Annotated in this window: 15 protein-coding genes; 10 read left to right on the top strand and 5 right to left on the bottom strand. The window is 62.1% G+C overall.

Annotation, left to right across the window (positions count from 1 at the left end; translation table 11 throughout):
• Nucleotides 1-18: 18 nt before the first annotated feature.
• The 3 genes from PRI8871_RS05325 to PRI8871_RS05315 all read left to right on the top strand — a co-directional run bounded on the left by PRI8871_RS05325 (nt 19) and on the right by PRI8871_RS05315 (nt 2261).
• Nucleotides 19-765, top strand: coding sequence for a metallophosphoesterase family protein (locus PRI8871_RS05325; RefSeq protein WP_108885218.1), 747 nt, complete (start codon nt 19-21; stop codon nt 763-765).
• Nucleotides 766-831: 66 nt separating this feature from the next.
• On the top strand, nt 832-1326 hold the full coding sequence (locus tag PRI8871_RS05320) for a DUF2244 domain-containing protein (RefSeq protein ID WP_108885110.1): 495 nt from the start codon (nt 832-834) through the stop codon (nt 1324-1326).
• Nucleotides 1327-1343: 17 nt separating this feature from the next.
• Entirely contained in the window at nt 1344-2261 is a 918-nt protein-coding gene (locus tag PRI8871_RS05315; protein WP_108885109.1) for a hypothetical protein, read from the top strand.
• Between the two features lie 50 nt (nt 2262-2311).
• Here the strand turns inward: PRI8871_RS05315 and PRI8871_RS05310 are convergent, their stop codons facing one another.
• Nucleotides 2312-2776, bottom strand: coding sequence for a GatB/YqeY domain-containing protein (locus PRI8871_RS05310; RefSeq protein ID WP_108885108.1), 465 nt, complete (start codon nt 2774-2776; stop codon nt 2312-2314).
• 173 nt (nt 2777-2949) lie between these two features.
• Between PRI8871_RS05310 and carA the strand changes: the two genes are divergently transcribed.
• Entirely contained in the window at nt 2950-4107 is a 1158-nt protein-coding gene (gene carA / locus PRI8871_RS05305; RefSeq protein ID WP_108885107.1) for a glutamine-hydrolyzing carbamoyl-phosphate synthase small subunit, read from the top strand.
• A gap of 68 nt (nt 4108-4175) precedes the next feature.
• Entirely contained in the window at nt 4176-6029 is a 1854-nt protein-coding gene (locus tag PRI8871_RS05300) for a glycosyltransferase (RefSeq protein ID WP_245897770.1), read from the top strand.
• Here PRI8871_RS05300 and PRI8871_RS05295 read toward each other — a convergent pair.
• Nucleotides 6026-6673, bottom strand: coding sequence for a GntR family transcriptional regulator (locus tag PRI8871_RS05295; RefSeq protein ID WP_108885106.1), 648 nt, complete (start codon nt 6671-6673; stop codon nt 6026-6028). The genes PRI8871_RS05300 and PRI8871_RS05295 overlap by 4 nt on opposite strands.
• 100 nt (nt 6674-6773) lie before the next feature.
• Here PRI8871_RS05295 and PRI8871_RS05290 point away from each other — a divergent pair, with 100 nt between their 5' ends.
• The 3 genes from PRI8871_RS05290 (at nt 6774) to PRI8871_RS05280 (ending at nt 8972) form a co-directional block, all read left to right on the top strand.
• The gene (locus PRI8871_RS05290; protein ID WP_108885105.1) at nt 6774-7418 is read left to right on the top strand and encodes a pyrimidine 5'-nucleotidase; all 645 of its coding nucleotides are present in this window, start codon (nt 6774-6776) and stop codon (nt 7416-7418) included.
• Nucleotides 7419-7504: 86 nt separating this feature from the next.
• A complete protein-coding gene (locus PRI8871_RS05285) occupies nt 7505-7726 on the top strand; it encodes a hypothetical protein (RefSeq protein WP_108885104.1) in 222 nt (73 codons plus the stop codon).
• A 55-nt stretch (nt 7727-7781) separates the two neighbouring features.
• Nucleotides 7782-8972 (top strand): UbiH/UbiF family hydroxylase, encoded by a 1191-nt coding sequence (locus PRI8871_RS05280; protein WP_108885103.1) that lies wholly within the window; start codon nt 7782-7784, stop codon nt 8970-8972.
• 174 nt (nt 8973-9146) lie between these two features.
• Here PRI8871_RS05280 and PRI8871_RS05275 read toward each other — a convergent pair whose 3' ends face one another.
• Nucleotides 9147-10274 carry an aminotransferase class V-fold PLP-dependent enzyme gene (locus tag PRI8871_RS05275; RefSeq protein WP_108885102.1) on the bottom strand — a complete coding sequence of 376 codons (1128 nt, stop codon included), beginning with the start codon at nt 10272-10274 and terminating at the stop codon, nt 9147-9149.
• Nucleotides 10275-10343: 69 nt separating this feature from the next.
• Here PRI8871_RS05275 and PRI8871_RS05270 point away from each other — a divergent pair, with 69 nt between their 5' ends.
• Nucleotides 10344-10715, top strand: coding sequence for an antibiotic biosynthesis monooxygenase (locus tag PRI8871_RS05270; protein ID WP_108885101.1), 372 nt, complete (start codon nt 10344-10346; stop codon nt 10713-10715).
• Here the strand turns inward: PRI8871_RS05270 and PRI8871_RS05265 are convergent.
• Nucleotides 10712-11167 (bottom strand): Lrp/AsnC family transcriptional regulator, encoded by a 456-nt coding sequence (locus tag PRI8871_RS05265; protein ID WP_108885100.1) that lies wholly within the window; start codon nt 11165-11167, stop codon nt 10712-10714. The genes PRI8871_RS05270 and PRI8871_RS05265 overlap by 4 nt on opposite strands.
• Nucleotides 11164-11619 (bottom strand): Lrp/AsnC family transcriptional regulator, encoded by a 456-nt coding sequence (locus PRI8871_RS05260; RefSeq protein WP_108885099.1) that lies wholly within the window; start codon nt 11617-11619, stop codon nt 11164-11166. The genes PRI8871_RS05265 and PRI8871_RS05260 overlap by 4 nt, the downstream gene beginning before the upstream one ends.
• Before the next feature lie 135 nt (nt 11620-11754).
• Here PRI8871_RS05260 and ilvC point away from each other — a divergent pair, with 135 nt between their 5' ends.
• Nucleotides 11755-12777, top strand: coding sequence for a ketol-acid reductoisomerase (ilvC, locus tag PRI8871_RS05255; RefSeq protein ID WP_108885098.1), 1023 nt, complete (start codon nt 11755-11757; stop codon nt 12775-12777).
• Nucleotides 12778-12809 lie beyond the last annotated feature (32 nt).

Here is a 12809-nt window from a genome sequence, read left to right as displayed (position 1 = left end):
GTCGCGTTTCATACCCTCATGGACCGGATCGCTGTTATCGCTGACATTCATGGCAATGCCGACGCGCTGGACGCGGTTCTGCGCGACATCGCTTCGCGCGGGGTCGATGGGATGGTGAACCTAGGTGACTGCTTTAGCGGGCCGCTGGATGCCGGTCGCACCGCACGAATCCTGCGGGCCAATCCCATGCCCACCGTGCGCGGCAATCACGACCGGTATCTGATCGAACAATCGGCGCAGGACATGCACCCGTCCGACCGGGTTGCCCATGACCAGCTTGGCCTGTCCGATATGGAATGGCTGGCCACCCTGCCCCGCATTCAGCGGCTGGATGGGGACATCCTGCTGTGCCACGCGACCCCGACTTTGGATGAGGTCTATTGGCTTGAAACCGTCACGGCCGATGGCCACACGCGGCTGGCCACACCGGGCGAAATCACCGCCCGCACCAAGGGCGACTGGTCCGGCGTCAGCCTTGCGCTGTGCGGGCATAGCCATGTGCCGCGCGTGCTGCGCCATGGCAAGCTGTTGATCGTCAATCCCGGCAGCGTTGGCTGCCCGGCCTATAGCGATGACATGCCCACGCCGCACCGGGTCGAAACCGGATCGCCCGCCGCGCGCTATGCCATCGCCCAACGCAGCGCCCGCAGCTGGACGGTTGAGCAAATCGCCATCCCCTACGACCCAAGCCGCATGGCAGAAATGGCCCGCGCCAATGACCGCCCCGATTGGGCCCATGCGCTGGAATCTGGCCGCTTGCCTTAGGCCGATCTGAGGTTAAATATGCGAGGCGGAGCCACTTTCCGCAGTCAAGATTGTCAGGCACACCCTATGCCCTACCGTTGGACGCCCCCGGCCCCGGATGGTCAGACCAAGTTGACCCTCTGGCCCCACAACTCCCTGCCGCCCAAGGGGCTGGCGGCCTTTGTGCTGGCGACCTTTGTGATGCTGTTGGTCCCGCTGTCGGCGGTGCTGGGAACGGTGCTGCTTTGGGGGCTGTTGCCCTTTTTGCTGCTGGCCCTGTTCGGCATGTGGTACGCATTGGAAAAGAACGGCCGCGACCGGCAAATCCTTGAGGTTCTGACCCTCGACCCGACAGAGGCGCATTTGGTCCGCCGTGATCCGCGCGGGCCGGAAAGGCATTGGAACAGCAACACCTATTGGGTCAGCGTGTCCTTGCATGAAAACGGCGGCCCCGTTCCGTTCTACGTGACCCTAAAAGGCAGCGGGCGCGAGGTTGAGATCGGCGCGTTTTTGAGCGAAGACGAACGCAAAGCGCTATATGCAGATCTGAGCCAAAGGATCAGGCAGTTGGCGCGTCCCTGACCGCCACGAGGCCCGATATGAAGCAAATCCCCCCGGTCCCGAAACTGCGCCGCGCATTGCGGTTGGGGTTGGTGCGTGCTTTGGGGGCGAAGGCGGCGCTTGGGCTGGCGGGGCCTGCCGCGTCCGAACAGGCGGCGCTGCGGTTGCGACTGGCGGGCAAGGGCCGCGCCCTGCCCGCGCCGGAACGGGTGCGCTTTATCCTGCCCTTGGTTGCGCCGCATCACGTCCAGAACTGGCCCGAGATTCAGGCTCGTCTTTCCGCCACCCTGCAAAGTTTCCTGAACCAGTCCGACCCGCGGTGGGAGGCGGTGATCTGTAGCCAGACAATGCCCGACCTGCCCGACGATCCGCGCATCCGGTTTCTGCCTTTCACCGATCAGGTCGACGGCAACGACAAATGGCAAAAGCAAGGGGCGCTGTGCCGCGATCTGCGCGACACGCCCATGCCCTCGGGTTATGTGATGCCGTTTGACGCGGATGACCTGTTGCACCGCGATGCCGTGGCCGAGATGCTGACGCGGCAAGACCCCGGCGGCTATCTGTGTGTGCGGGGCTATGTGAACGATTTTGCATCCAACTGCATTGGCGTGACCGGTCCGCAAACCCTGACCAAACTGCGCCGCAAACCGTTCTGGAAGCTGTGCGGCAGTTGCGCCGCGATCCGCTATACCCCCGATCTGCCCGAGGCTGCGCAGTTCCTAGAGGCAATGACCGCGCATGAGCACCGCATGTTCCCCTATCTGGCCAAGCTGGCGGGCCTGCCCCTGACCCCGTTCCGCACCCCTGCGGTGATGTACATCCTGAACCATGGCGAAAACTTTACCGCGCGGCTGAATCAACTTTCGTCGCGCAGCCGCTTTGCCGAGCGTTTCCCCCTGACGGACAAAGATGAGATGAATTCACTACGGGATGTTTTTCCGACGCTTGCGCCGTAACTGCCGCTATTTTGGGCAGCATGTGGCCCCTCGAAAGGGGCCAGCAGGGTTCATCCGGCACAAAGGCGGTCTTTGACCATCGGTCCAACCGCACCAAAGTCCATTTGACCTGTGTATTTTGTCTTCAGAACGCCCATCACGCGGCCCATGTCGCGGATCGATTCTGCGCCCACTTCCTGCACAGCCTCGTCAACGGCTTCGGCCACTTCAGCGTCGGACAGTTTGCGTGGCAGGAATTCGGCGATGATCTCGATCTCGGCCTCTTCGCGTTCGGACAGATCCAAGCGGCCGCCTTCTTCGTAGGCACGGGCGCTTTCTTGGCGTTGCTTGGTCATTTTCCCAAGGATTGCCAACACTTCGCTGTCGTCTACCCCGTCTTCGCGACCTTCGCCGCGCGCCGCGATATCACGGTCTTTGATGGCCGCATTGATCAGACGCAACGTGGTCAGACGCACCTGCGCCTTATCCTTCATCGCTTGCTTGATAGCCGCATTCACACGGGCACGCAGTTCCATGTCCAATATCATCCCCATGGGTTTCGCAAATCGAGAACTTAGTCGAACTCGAATGATGGCGCAACCATGCGCGATGGCACAGGCAAATCCGTGCGTTTGGCGGTCTTGACCCTAGCGCCTTGCGGGCATAGGTTCCGCGAAATTTAGCCCCAGAACAAGAACAGAGTCGCGCCATGGCACAGAATACGCCCGCCACCCCAACCGCATGTCTTGCGCTTGCCGACGGCACCATCTTCTACGGTCAGGGCTTCGGCGCTACAGGTGACACCGTGGCCGAGCTTTGCTTCAACACAGCCATGTCTGGCTACCAGGAAATCATGACCGACCCGTCCTATGCGGGCCAGATCGTGACCTTCACCTTCCCGCATATCGGCAACGTCGGCGTGAACGCCGATGATGATGAAACCGGCGATCCGGTGGCCGCTGGCATGGTGGTGAAATGGATGCCGACCGAAAGCTCGAACTGGCGCGCGACGCAGGAACTGGGCGATTGGCTGGCCGCGCGTGGCCGCATCGCGATTGGCGGCATTGACACCCGCCGCCTGACCCGCGCCATTCGTCAGCAAGGCGCACCGCATGCCGCGCTGGCCCACAACCCCGATGGCAAGTTCGACACCGAGGCACTGGTTGCCAAGGCGCGTGGCTTCTCGGGTCTGGAAGGGCTGGATCTGGCCAAGGATGTGACCTGTGCACAATCCTATCACTGGGACGAAATGCGTTGGGCCTGGCCGGATGGCTATGCCCGTCAGACCGAAGCCAAGCACAAGGTTGTCGCCGTAGACTACGGTGCCAAGCGCAACATTCTGCGCTGTCTGGCCTCGGCTGGCTGCGACGTGACCGTTCTGCCCGCGACCGCCACAGCAGAAGACGTGATGGCGCACAATCCCGATGGTCTGTTCCTGTCGAACGGCCCCGGCGATCCTGCGGCGACGGGCGTTTATGCCGTGCCAATGATCCGCGATATCCTCGCCAAGACCGACATCCCGGTGTTCGGCATTTGCCTTGGTCACCAGATGCTGGCGCTGGCGCTTGGCGCACGCACCATCAAAATGAACCACGGCCACCACGGTGCGAACCACCCGGTCAAGGAAATCGCCACCGGCAAGGTTGAGATCACCTCGATGAACCACGGCTTTGCGGTTGATGCCCAAAGCCTGCCCGAGGGCGTGGAAGAAACCCATGTGTCGCTGTTCGACGGGTCGAACTGCGGCATCCGCATCAAAGACCGCCCGGTCTTTTCGGTGCAACACCACCCCGAAGCCAGCCCCGGCCCGCAGGACAGCTTCTACCTGTTCGAGCGTTTCGCCGAATCCATGGCGAAATCGGCTTAACAAACTACCAAGATTAACTTGATCTTAACTTAAGCGGCGTCCTCTAAGCACAGACTTGGGGGGCGCCGATGCCTTTGCACGCAACGAATTCAGGGACGCATCAGCCGCCGATTGGCCGGTTGCTGATGGAACGCGGGGGAATTGGGCCCGCCCAGCTGCGCCGCGCCTTGGGCGAATCCGCGCTAACCGGCGCGTCGCTGATGGATACGGCGCAACGGATCGGGGCCATCAGCCCGGTGCAGCGGCTGGACATGCTGACCCGCTATACCGGCGCAACGGTCTTTTCGCTTGATCGGTCGACGCCCGATGCCGGGCTGATGCAGCGGCTTGGCCAGGATTTTTGCCTTCAGAACTGCGTTTTGCCTTGGGGGCATATGGGGCCTGCGACGTGGGTCGCCACCTCGCAGCCAGACACGTTCGACGCGCTTCGGCCTACGCTTGAGGCGCGGCTTGGTCCGATCATCATGGCGCTATGCAGCGAACAGGACATACACAATTTCATCGCCGCCACCTGCGCCGAGGATATGGCGCAACAGGCCGAAACTTGGGTGCCCGACGATGAAAGCTGCCGTGATCTGAACCGCTGGACCCCGGCCCGTGCGGCGATTGGCGCGGGCCTTGGGCTCTGCGCAGTGGGGCTGCTGGCCTTAGCGCCGCAGGTGTTTTTCCTTGGCGTTCTGGCCCTCGCCACGATCAGCCTGTTGGCCGCACAGGTCGCAAAGGTGGCGGCTTGGGTCAATGTCCTGCGGATGCAGCGGCGACCGGCGATGAACCTGCCGATGCCCGACCGTTATCCGCTGGTGTCTATCCTCGTGCCGCTGTTCCGCGAAGGGGATATCGCCTCGGCCTTGGTCAATCGCCTTTCGCGCCTGACCTACCCCAAATCACGGCTGGATGTGGCCTTGGTGCTTGAAGCGGGGGACGATCAGACGCGCGGGGTGCTTGCGGGCTGCGAATTGCCCCAATGGATGCGGGTGATCGAAGTGCCGGGCGGGTCTATTCAGACCAAGCCGCGGGCGATGAACTATGCCATCCGCTATTGCCGGGGCGATATTATCGGGATCTACGACGCCGAAGATGCCCCCGCCCCCGATCAGTTGCATAAAGTTGTCGGCACCTTCCAACGCGCCCCCCCGCAGGTGGCCTGCGTGCAGGCGATCCTTGATTTCTACAACAGCAAGGCCAATTGGCTATCGCGTTGTTTTGCCGTGGAATATGCCACGTGGTTCCGCGTGATGCTGCCCGGCTATGCGCGGTTGGGCTTTGCTATTCCGCTGGGCGGCACATCGGTGTTTTTCCGGCGTGAAGCACTGATGAAGGTGCGCGGATGGGATGCCCATAACGTCACCGAAGACGCCGATCTGGGCCTGCGGCTGGCGCGGCACGGCTACAAAACCGCGCTGGTTCCCTCTGTCACGCGGGAAGAGGCGAACAACCGCGCTTGGCCCTGGGTCAAACAGCGCTCGCGCTGGCTAAAGGGGTATATGGTCACCTATCTGGTGCACATGCGCCGCCCCTTGCAGCTTTGGTCGGATCTGGGGGCGACCGGGTTTGCGGGCGTTCAGATCATGTTTCTGGCCGCACTGCTGCAATTCCTGCTGGCCCCGGCGCTTTGGTCCTTTTGGCTGATTTCGCTGTCCGGGCTTCTGCCGGTCACGGGCCTAACCTCTGGCCATGTCACCCAAATCGGCTGGCTGTTCCTCAGCACTGAGGCGTTTTGCGTATTGATCGGCCTGACCGCCGTTGCCCTCAGCCCGCACCGGCAGTTGTTCCCATGGGTGCCGACGATGATGCTCTATTTCCCGCTCGGGGTCTTGGCGGCCTATAAGGCGCTTTATGAACTGGTGGTTAAGCCATTTTATTGGGACAAGACCTCTCACGGGCATTCCGCCCCTGACGGCGATCTTGACCCGCAGGCTTAGGTTTCGTTGGATCGCGCGTCGGCCTTCAACCGGGTCACAAACGCCACCGAGATGTGATCCTTCAATGCACGATAGGCGGCCTCCTCATCGCGCTTGGCAATGGCTTCGACAATGGCCTCATGTTCGTTCATCGCCACCTCGCCCCGCCCTTCGGCGGCCAGTGACGTGGTTGCCATCAAGACCATGGACCGATGCACAAGGTCCAATTGCTGCACCAGATACCGGTTGTGCGAGGCCAGATGGATCTGCTTGTGAAACCGGCGGTTGGCGCGCGACAAGGCGGGCGGGTCATTGACCAAGGCGCGGTCCTCATCGACTTGATCGCGCAGCACGCGGATTTCCTCGGTCGTGGCATGACGTGCCGCCAGACGCGCCGCCAGCCCCTCCAACTCGGCCCGCACCACATAGAGTTCGGCCATCTGGTTATGATCCAGCGACGCGACGATCAAAGACCGCCCATCCCGCGCCAAAAGCGATTGCGTTTCAAGCCGTTGCAGCGCTTCACGGATGGGCGTGCGGGACACGCCAAACCGGTCCGCCAGATCGCTTTCGACCAGCCGGTCGCCCGGACGGAACGTGCCAACGTCAATCGCCTCAAGTATCAGCGTATAGGCGTCCTTGATCTGCGGCTTGCCCTGGCTCATGCATTTGTCCTCCCGGTCGCGGTCTGCGCAGGATAGCGCTCACGCTTTGACATGCAAGATGCCCATTGCCGCGCCCTGTGCCGCGCAATAGGGTGCCGCCATGCCGCGCGATCATTTCAAACATGTCACCCAGTGGGTGTTCGACCTCGATAACACCCTTTATCCGCCTGCTGTGCGTCTGTTCGACCAGATCGAACAGCGGATGACGCGCTTTGTGATGGACAGCCTCGGCGTGGCACGCGATCACGCCGATCACCTGCGCGGCCACTATTGGAAGACCTATGGCACCACGCTGGCCGGCTTGATGCGCGAACATAAGATCGACCCCGATGCCTATCTGCACGACGTCCACGACATCAATTTTGACGCGTTGCAGCCTGATCCGGCGCTGGCAGAATTGATCGCGGGCCTGCCCGGCCGCAAGATCGTCTATACCAACGGCAGCGCCCCCTATGCCGCGCAGGTGCTAAAGGCCCGCGGGCTGGACGCCGCCTTTGACGCGATCTACGGCGTTGAAAATGCAGGCTACCGGCCCAAACCCGAACGCGAAGCCTTCGAATCGATCTTCACGCAAGACGGGATTGACCCGGCCAAAGCTGCGATGTTCGAAGACGACCCGCGCAATCTGGCTGCCCCCTTTGCCATGGGCATGCGCACGGTTCATGTGGCCCCAACGCCGCATCAGGCCGACCACATCCAGCACCACACCGACGATCTGACCGCCTTTCTGGCGCGGCTGACCTGAAGGCACAAAACAGATGCGGCAATTCGCATCTGTTCCCCGCCGGGAAAACCCATATGTCTGCGGCATCATTTTGAACGGAGACATCCATGACCCAAGCCACCGGCATCGCCACCGCCCCCCTGTTCGGACCGCTTCTGCGCAAAGGCGCCATCAGCCGCGATGCCCGCATACTGCTGGCAATTTTGCTGTTCCTGGTGCTTTGGGGCCTGTCGGTGGCGACCTTTGGCATTGTCGCGCTGGCGATGGTGCCTCTGGCCTTGGTGCCGGTGGTCTATTCGGTGCTGATCCTGATCACCGTCGGCAAGTAAGCCGCATGGCCAAGGCCGCTGCTCTGCCCTACATAAGGGCCAAAGGAGCACGGCCATGGACTACGATATTCTGATCTCGGGCGGCGGCATCGCTGGATTGACGGCTGCCGCAGCTTTCGGTGCCAATGGGTTTAAAACCCTTTGCGTTGATCCCGCCCCGCCCGTCACCGATCAGAACGCCGAAGGGGCCGATCTGCGCACCACAGCCTTTTTGCAGCCATCCCAACAGCTTCTGGCCGATATCGGCCTGTGGGATCGCCTCGCCCCCTTTGCCATGCCGCTACAAGTGATGCGCATCGTCGATGCGGGCGGCGAACTGCCAGAGCCGCGCGTCGTCAAGGAATTCGACGCAGGCGATATCTCGGATCAACCCTTTGGCTGGAACCTGCCCAACTGGCTGCTGCGCCGCGAAATCGCCGCCCATTTGGACAACCTGCCCAATGTCACCTTCCGCCCCGGCACCGGCACCACCACGCTCTTTACCCGCACCGCCTATGCCAAGGTTGGCCTGACCGATGGCAGCACGGTCAAAACTCCGCTGGTCGTGGCCGCCGATGGCCGCGGCTCGCCCATGCGTGAGGCGGCAAGCATTGGCGCGCAGGTCATCCGCTTTGGCCAAAAGGCACTGGCCTTCGCCGTCACCCACCCGATCCCGCATAGTAATGTCTCAACCGAGATCCACCGCACTGGCGGCCCCTTCACCTTTGTCCCCCTCCCCGATCATGAGGGCCAACCCTGCTCGGCCATCGTCTGGATGGAGGAAGGCCCCAAAGCCGAAGCCCTGCTGCGCCTTGACCCGGCCGCCTTCGAAGAGGCAATGACCACGCGCTCCTGCCACCTGTTCGGCCCGCTGAAATTGGCCAGCCGTCGCACGCTCTGGCCGATCATCGCGCAACACGCGGACCGCCTCAGCGGCGAACGCCTCGCCCTGATCGCCGAGGCCGCCCATGTGGTGCCCCCCATCGGCGCGCAAGGCCTGAACATGAGCCTTCGGGATCTTAGCACCCTGCTTGACCTCGCCATCGCCCAACCGGACCAACTCGGCAGCGCCGCGATGCTCGACGCCTATCACCGCAAGCGCATGCCCGACATCCGCGCCCGCGTGGCCGGCATCACGGTGCTCAACCGCACCTCGATGCTGTCCAACCCGCTGCTGCGCGACGCCCGCGCCAAGGGCCTCGATGCGCTCTACGCCCTGAAACCGGTCCGCAAAACACTGATGCAACTGGGCCTTGGCGCCAAATAGCCACCGCCCTTCGGCCCAGCCCCACCAAACGCAACTCCAAAAACCAAAAAGGCGTGCCCGCAGGCCCGCCCCTTTCATCTTTCTATAAATCCTCCGGGGAGCGCGAGGGGCAGCGCCCTTCGCTTGGGTCGGCGGCGATCAGCCGTCGACCCAATCCAATCTCCCAAACCTAAATCAAAGCACCTCGTCCAGCACCGCACGCAACCGCGCCACCGTGCCATCGACGTCATAGAGCTTATCGAGCCCAAACAGACCCAGCCGGAAGGTGCTGAACCCCTCGCCCTCATCGCAAGCCAGCGGCACGCCCGCGGCAATCTGCATCCCGCGCGCGGCAAAGGCACGGCCCGATTGCACCTCGGGATCGCTGGTATAGCTGACCACCACGCCCGGCGCACCGAACCCATCGGCGGCCACAGACACAACGCCCTTGCTGGCCAAATAGGCCCGGACCTTGTCGCCCAGCTCCCACTGCGCTGATTTCAAACGCTTAAACCCATAGTCCCGCGTCTCGACCATCGCGTCGCGGAACATCAGCAACCCTTCGGTCGGCATTGTCGCGTGATAGGCATGGCCGCCGTTTTCATAGGCCTGCATGATCTGGTGCCATTTCTTCAGATCCACGGCAAAGCTGTTGGACGTGGTCTCAGCCATCCGGGCCAAAGCCCGCTCCGACAGCATCACCACACCGGCACAAGGCGTCGAGGACCAGCCCTTTTGCGGCGCTGAGATCAGCACATCCACACCGGTCGCCTTCATATCCACCCAGATGCACCCAGAAGCGATGCAATCCAACACCATCAGTGCGCCCACCTCATGGGCCGCCGCCGCCAGCGCTTTGATATAATCATCAGGCAGGATCACCCCCGCCGAGGTCTCCACATGCGGGGCAAAAACAATGCCCGGCTTCTTGTCGCGGATCGCGGCGACCACTTCGTCAATCGGCGCAGGCGCAAAGGGCGCGGTGGGCGTGTTCCCCGTCCGGCGGGCCTTCATCACCGTGGTGTCGCCCGCAAAGCCACCAGCGTCGAAAATCTGGCTCCAACGGAAGCTGAACCAGCCGTTGCGCACCACCAAAACATCGGTGTCTTGGGCAAACTGGCGGGCCACCGCCTCCATGCCGAAACTGCCGCCACCGGGCACCAGCGCCACGCCATCCGCGCCATAGACATCCTTCAGCATCGACGACAGGTCGCGCATCACCTGCTGGAACTTGGCCGACATGTGATTGAGCGAGCGGTCGGTGAACACGACCGAGAATTCTTCCAGACCTTCTGGGTCTACGGTTTCGAGAAGTGCAGCCATGTGATCCTCCTTGCCTTTGCAAGAATGGGTATCCTAGCTTTGGCCCACACGCAAACCCGATGAGACACCATGCCCCTGACGATCCTGAACACCTATGCCCTGCTAAGCACCCCCGAGGCCTTTACCGCCGCTATCGAGGCCCTCGCCGCCCGCGTTGAGACCGAGGGCCATCCCGGCATTCGCGGCTATCGGTTCTTCGTCAATGCAGGTGACAGCACGGCCCGCGCGGTGATTGATTATGACGACGCCGCCGCGTGGATCGGCCATCACGATATCGCCATGCCATGGCCCGAGATGAAGGCCCTGCACAGCGTGGCGCGCCTGACCGACGTGGTCTTCCTTGGCGATCTGACGCCCGAGATTCAGGCGTGGATCGATACCTCGACCCTGACTGCCACAATCCATAGCGGCAATGCGCCCACTGCGGGCTTTACCCGTTAAAGCGGGCCGGGCAAGCGCTCTTCGCTCAGCAATACGTTTGCCTCGACATTGCCCACACCGGGCAGCGTCATGATCCGGCGGCGCAGCACGCGTTCGAAATCGGGGATGTCGCGGGCAACAACGCGCAGACGGTAGTCATAAAGCCCAAGCACGTGCTCAACCGTCTGCACTTCGGGGATCGCGGACACCGCGCGTTCGAAATCTTCAAGGCTGACGCGGCCCTTGGTGGCCAGCTTGATGCCAAGGAACACCGTCACGCCAAATCCCAGCGCCTCGCGGTCCAGATCCAGTTTCACACGGGTGAACACCCCTGCCTCGCGCAGCCGCTTGATCCGACGCCACGCGGCGGGCTGGCTAAGGCCGAACTTGCGCCCCAGCGCCCCTGCACTTGCCCCCGCATCCTGCGCCAAAGCCCGCAGCAAGCCGCGGTCGATCTCGTCCATCTCGATCATAGCGGCAGGCTTTCGTCGGATTTCACGCGGGCCACATGCATCAGCGCCTCGATATCGGCAATATGCGGCAGGGGCAGCACCTGATCGCGGTAAACCTGCTGATAATGGCCCATGTCGCGGGCAATGACCGACAGACGCACATCGACCTGACCCAGAAAGGTCTGAATCTCGATCACCTCAGGCACGCGCCGCGCCGCTGCGATGAATTCGTCAAAGGCGCGCGGCTGCGTCTTGTCCAGCGTCACCCGCAGCGACACCTCAACCGCATAACCAAGCGCGGGCCAGTTCACCTCGCCGCGCACGCCGCGCAAGATCCCGGCGCTTTGCATCCGCTCCAGCCGCCGCGCCATGGTCGAGGCGGTCACCCCCGCCCGCTCGGCAATGACACTCGCCCCGGCCTCTGGGTCCGCTTGATACTGGCGAAGTATGCGCCGATCCGTGTCATCCAGCATGATTTCTCCAAATTTTCGCGCTATCGCGAATGATCTTTCACCTTTCTCGCAAATACTCATGAAAAACGCAAACACCATCACCGCACGGTGGCTATGTTGCCCCCAGAGAATAAGACAGACCGGAAGGAGAACGCCATGCGCGTTTACTATGATCGCGATTGCGACGTGAACATCATCAAAGACAAGAAAGTTGCGATTCTGGGCTACGGCTCGCAGGGCCACGCACACGCTCTGAACCTGCGCGATTCGGGTGCCAAGAACGTTGCCGTTGCGCTGCGCGAAGGCTCGCCCTCGGCCAAGAAAGCCGAAGGTGAAGGTCTGCAAGTGATGGGCATCGCCGAAGCCGCAGCTTGGTGTGACGTGATCATGTTCACCATGCCCGACGAACTTCAGGCCGAGACCTACAAAAAATACGTCAAAGACAACCTGAAGCCGGGGTCGGCCATTGCATTCGCACACGGTCTGAACGTGCACTTCGGCCTGATCGAAGTTCCCGAAGGCATCGACGTCATCATGATGGCGCCCAAAGGTCCGGGCCACACCGTGCGCGGCGAATACACCAAAGGCGGCGGCGTGCCCTGCCTCGTGGCTGTTCACCAGGACGCAACCGGCAAAGCGCTGGAAATCGGCCTGTCGTATTGCTCGGCCATCGGTGGCGGCCGTTCGGGCATCATCGAAACCAACTTCCGCGAAGAGTGTGAAACCGACCTGTTCGGCGAACAGGCTGTTCTGTGCGGCGGTCTGGTTGAGCTGATCCGTTGCGGCTTTGAAACGCTGGTTGAAGCCGGTTACGCACCGGAGATGGCCTATTTCGAATGTCTGCACGAAGTGAAGCTGATCGTTGACCTGATCTATGAAGGCGGCATCGCCAACATGGACTACTCGATCTCGAACACCGCAGAATACGGCCAGTACGTCACCGGCCCGCGCATACTGCCCTACGAGCAGACCAAGAAAGCCATGAAGGAAGTCCTGACCGACATCCAGCAGGGCAAATTCGTGCGCGACTTCATGCTTGAAAACGCCGTGGGCCAGCCGACCATCAAAGCGTCGCGCCGCGCCAACGACGAACACGGCATCGAAGCCACCGGCGCCAAGCTGCGCGGCATGATGCCGTGGATCTCGGCTGGCAAGATGGTCGACAAGTCGAAGAACTAAGTCTCTCCTGAGACACCTCGTGAAAGGCCCGT

The organism is Pseudoprimorskyibacter insulae, from assembly GCF_900302505.1.
In the GTDB taxonomy this organism is placed as follows: Bacteria; Pseudomonadota; Alphaproteobacteria; order Rhodobacterales; family Rhodobacteraceae; genus Pseudoprimorskyibacter; species Pseudoprimorskyibacter insulae.
The sequence above is the reverse complement of the archived record's forward strand: the minus strand, read 5'-3'. Positions and strand labels throughout refer to the sequence as shown.

Bases quoted from the DNA above. Each gene is read 5' to 3' on its own strand.
- PRI8871_RS05325 (WP_108885218.1), top strand. From the start codon at position 19: ATGGACCGGATCGCTGTTATCGCTGACATTCATGGCAATGCCGACGCG.
- PRI8871_RS05320 (WP_108885110.1), top strand. From the start codon at position 832: ATGCCCTACCGTTGGACGCCCCCGGCCCCGGATGGTCAGACCAAGTTG.
- PRI8871_RS05315 (WP_108885109.1), top strand. From the start codon at position 1,344: ATGAAGCAAATCCCCCCGGTCCCGAAACTGCGCCGCGCATTGCGGTTG.
- PRI8871_RS05310 (WP_108885108.1), bottom strand. From the start codon at position 2,776: ATGGAACTGCGTGCCCGTGTGAATGCGGCTATCAAGCAAGCGATGAAG.
- carA (WP_108885107.1), top strand. From the start codon at position 2,950: ATGGCACAGAATACGCCCGCCACCCCAACCGCATGTCTTGCGCTTGCC.
- PRI8871_RS05300 (WP_245897770.1), top strand. From the start codon at position 4,176: ATGCCTTTGCACGCAACGAATTCAGGGACGCATCAGCCGCCGATTGGC.
- PRI8871_RS05295 (WP_108885106.1), bottom strand. From the start codon at position 6,673: ATGAGCCAGGGCAAGCCGCAGATCAAGGACGCCTATACGCTGATACTT.
- PRI8871_RS05290 (WP_108885105.1), top strand. From the start codon at position 6,774: ATGCCGCGCGATCATTTCAAACATGTCACCCAGTGGGTGTTCGACCTC.
- PRI8871_RS05285 (WP_108885104.1), top strand. From the start codon at position 7,505: ATGACCCAAGCCACCGGCATCGCCACCGCCCCCCTGTTCGGACCGCTT.
- PRI8871_RS05280 (WP_108885103.1), top strand. From the start codon at position 7,782: ATGGACTACGATATTCTGATCTCGGGCGGCGGCATCGCTGGATTGACG.
- PRI8871_RS05275 (WP_108885102.1), bottom strand. From the start codon at position 10,274: ATGGCTGCACTTCTCGAAACCGTAGACCCAGAAGGTCTGGAAGAATTC.
- PRI8871_RS05270 (WP_108885101.1), top strand. From the start codon at position 10,344: ATGCCCCTGACGATCCTGAACACCTATGCCCTGCTAAGCACCCCCGAG.
- PRI8871_RS05265 (WP_108885100.1), bottom strand. From the start codon at position 11,167: ATGATCGAGATGGACGAGATCGACCGCGGCTTGCTGCGGGCTTTGGCG.
- PRI8871_RS05260 (WP_108885099.1), bottom strand. From the start codon at position 11,619: ATGCTGGATGACACGGATCGGCGCATACTTCGCCAGTATCAAGCGGAC.
- ilvC (WP_108885098.1), top strand. From the start codon at position 11,755: ATGCGCGTTTACTATGATCGCGATTGCGACGTGAACATCATCAAAGAC.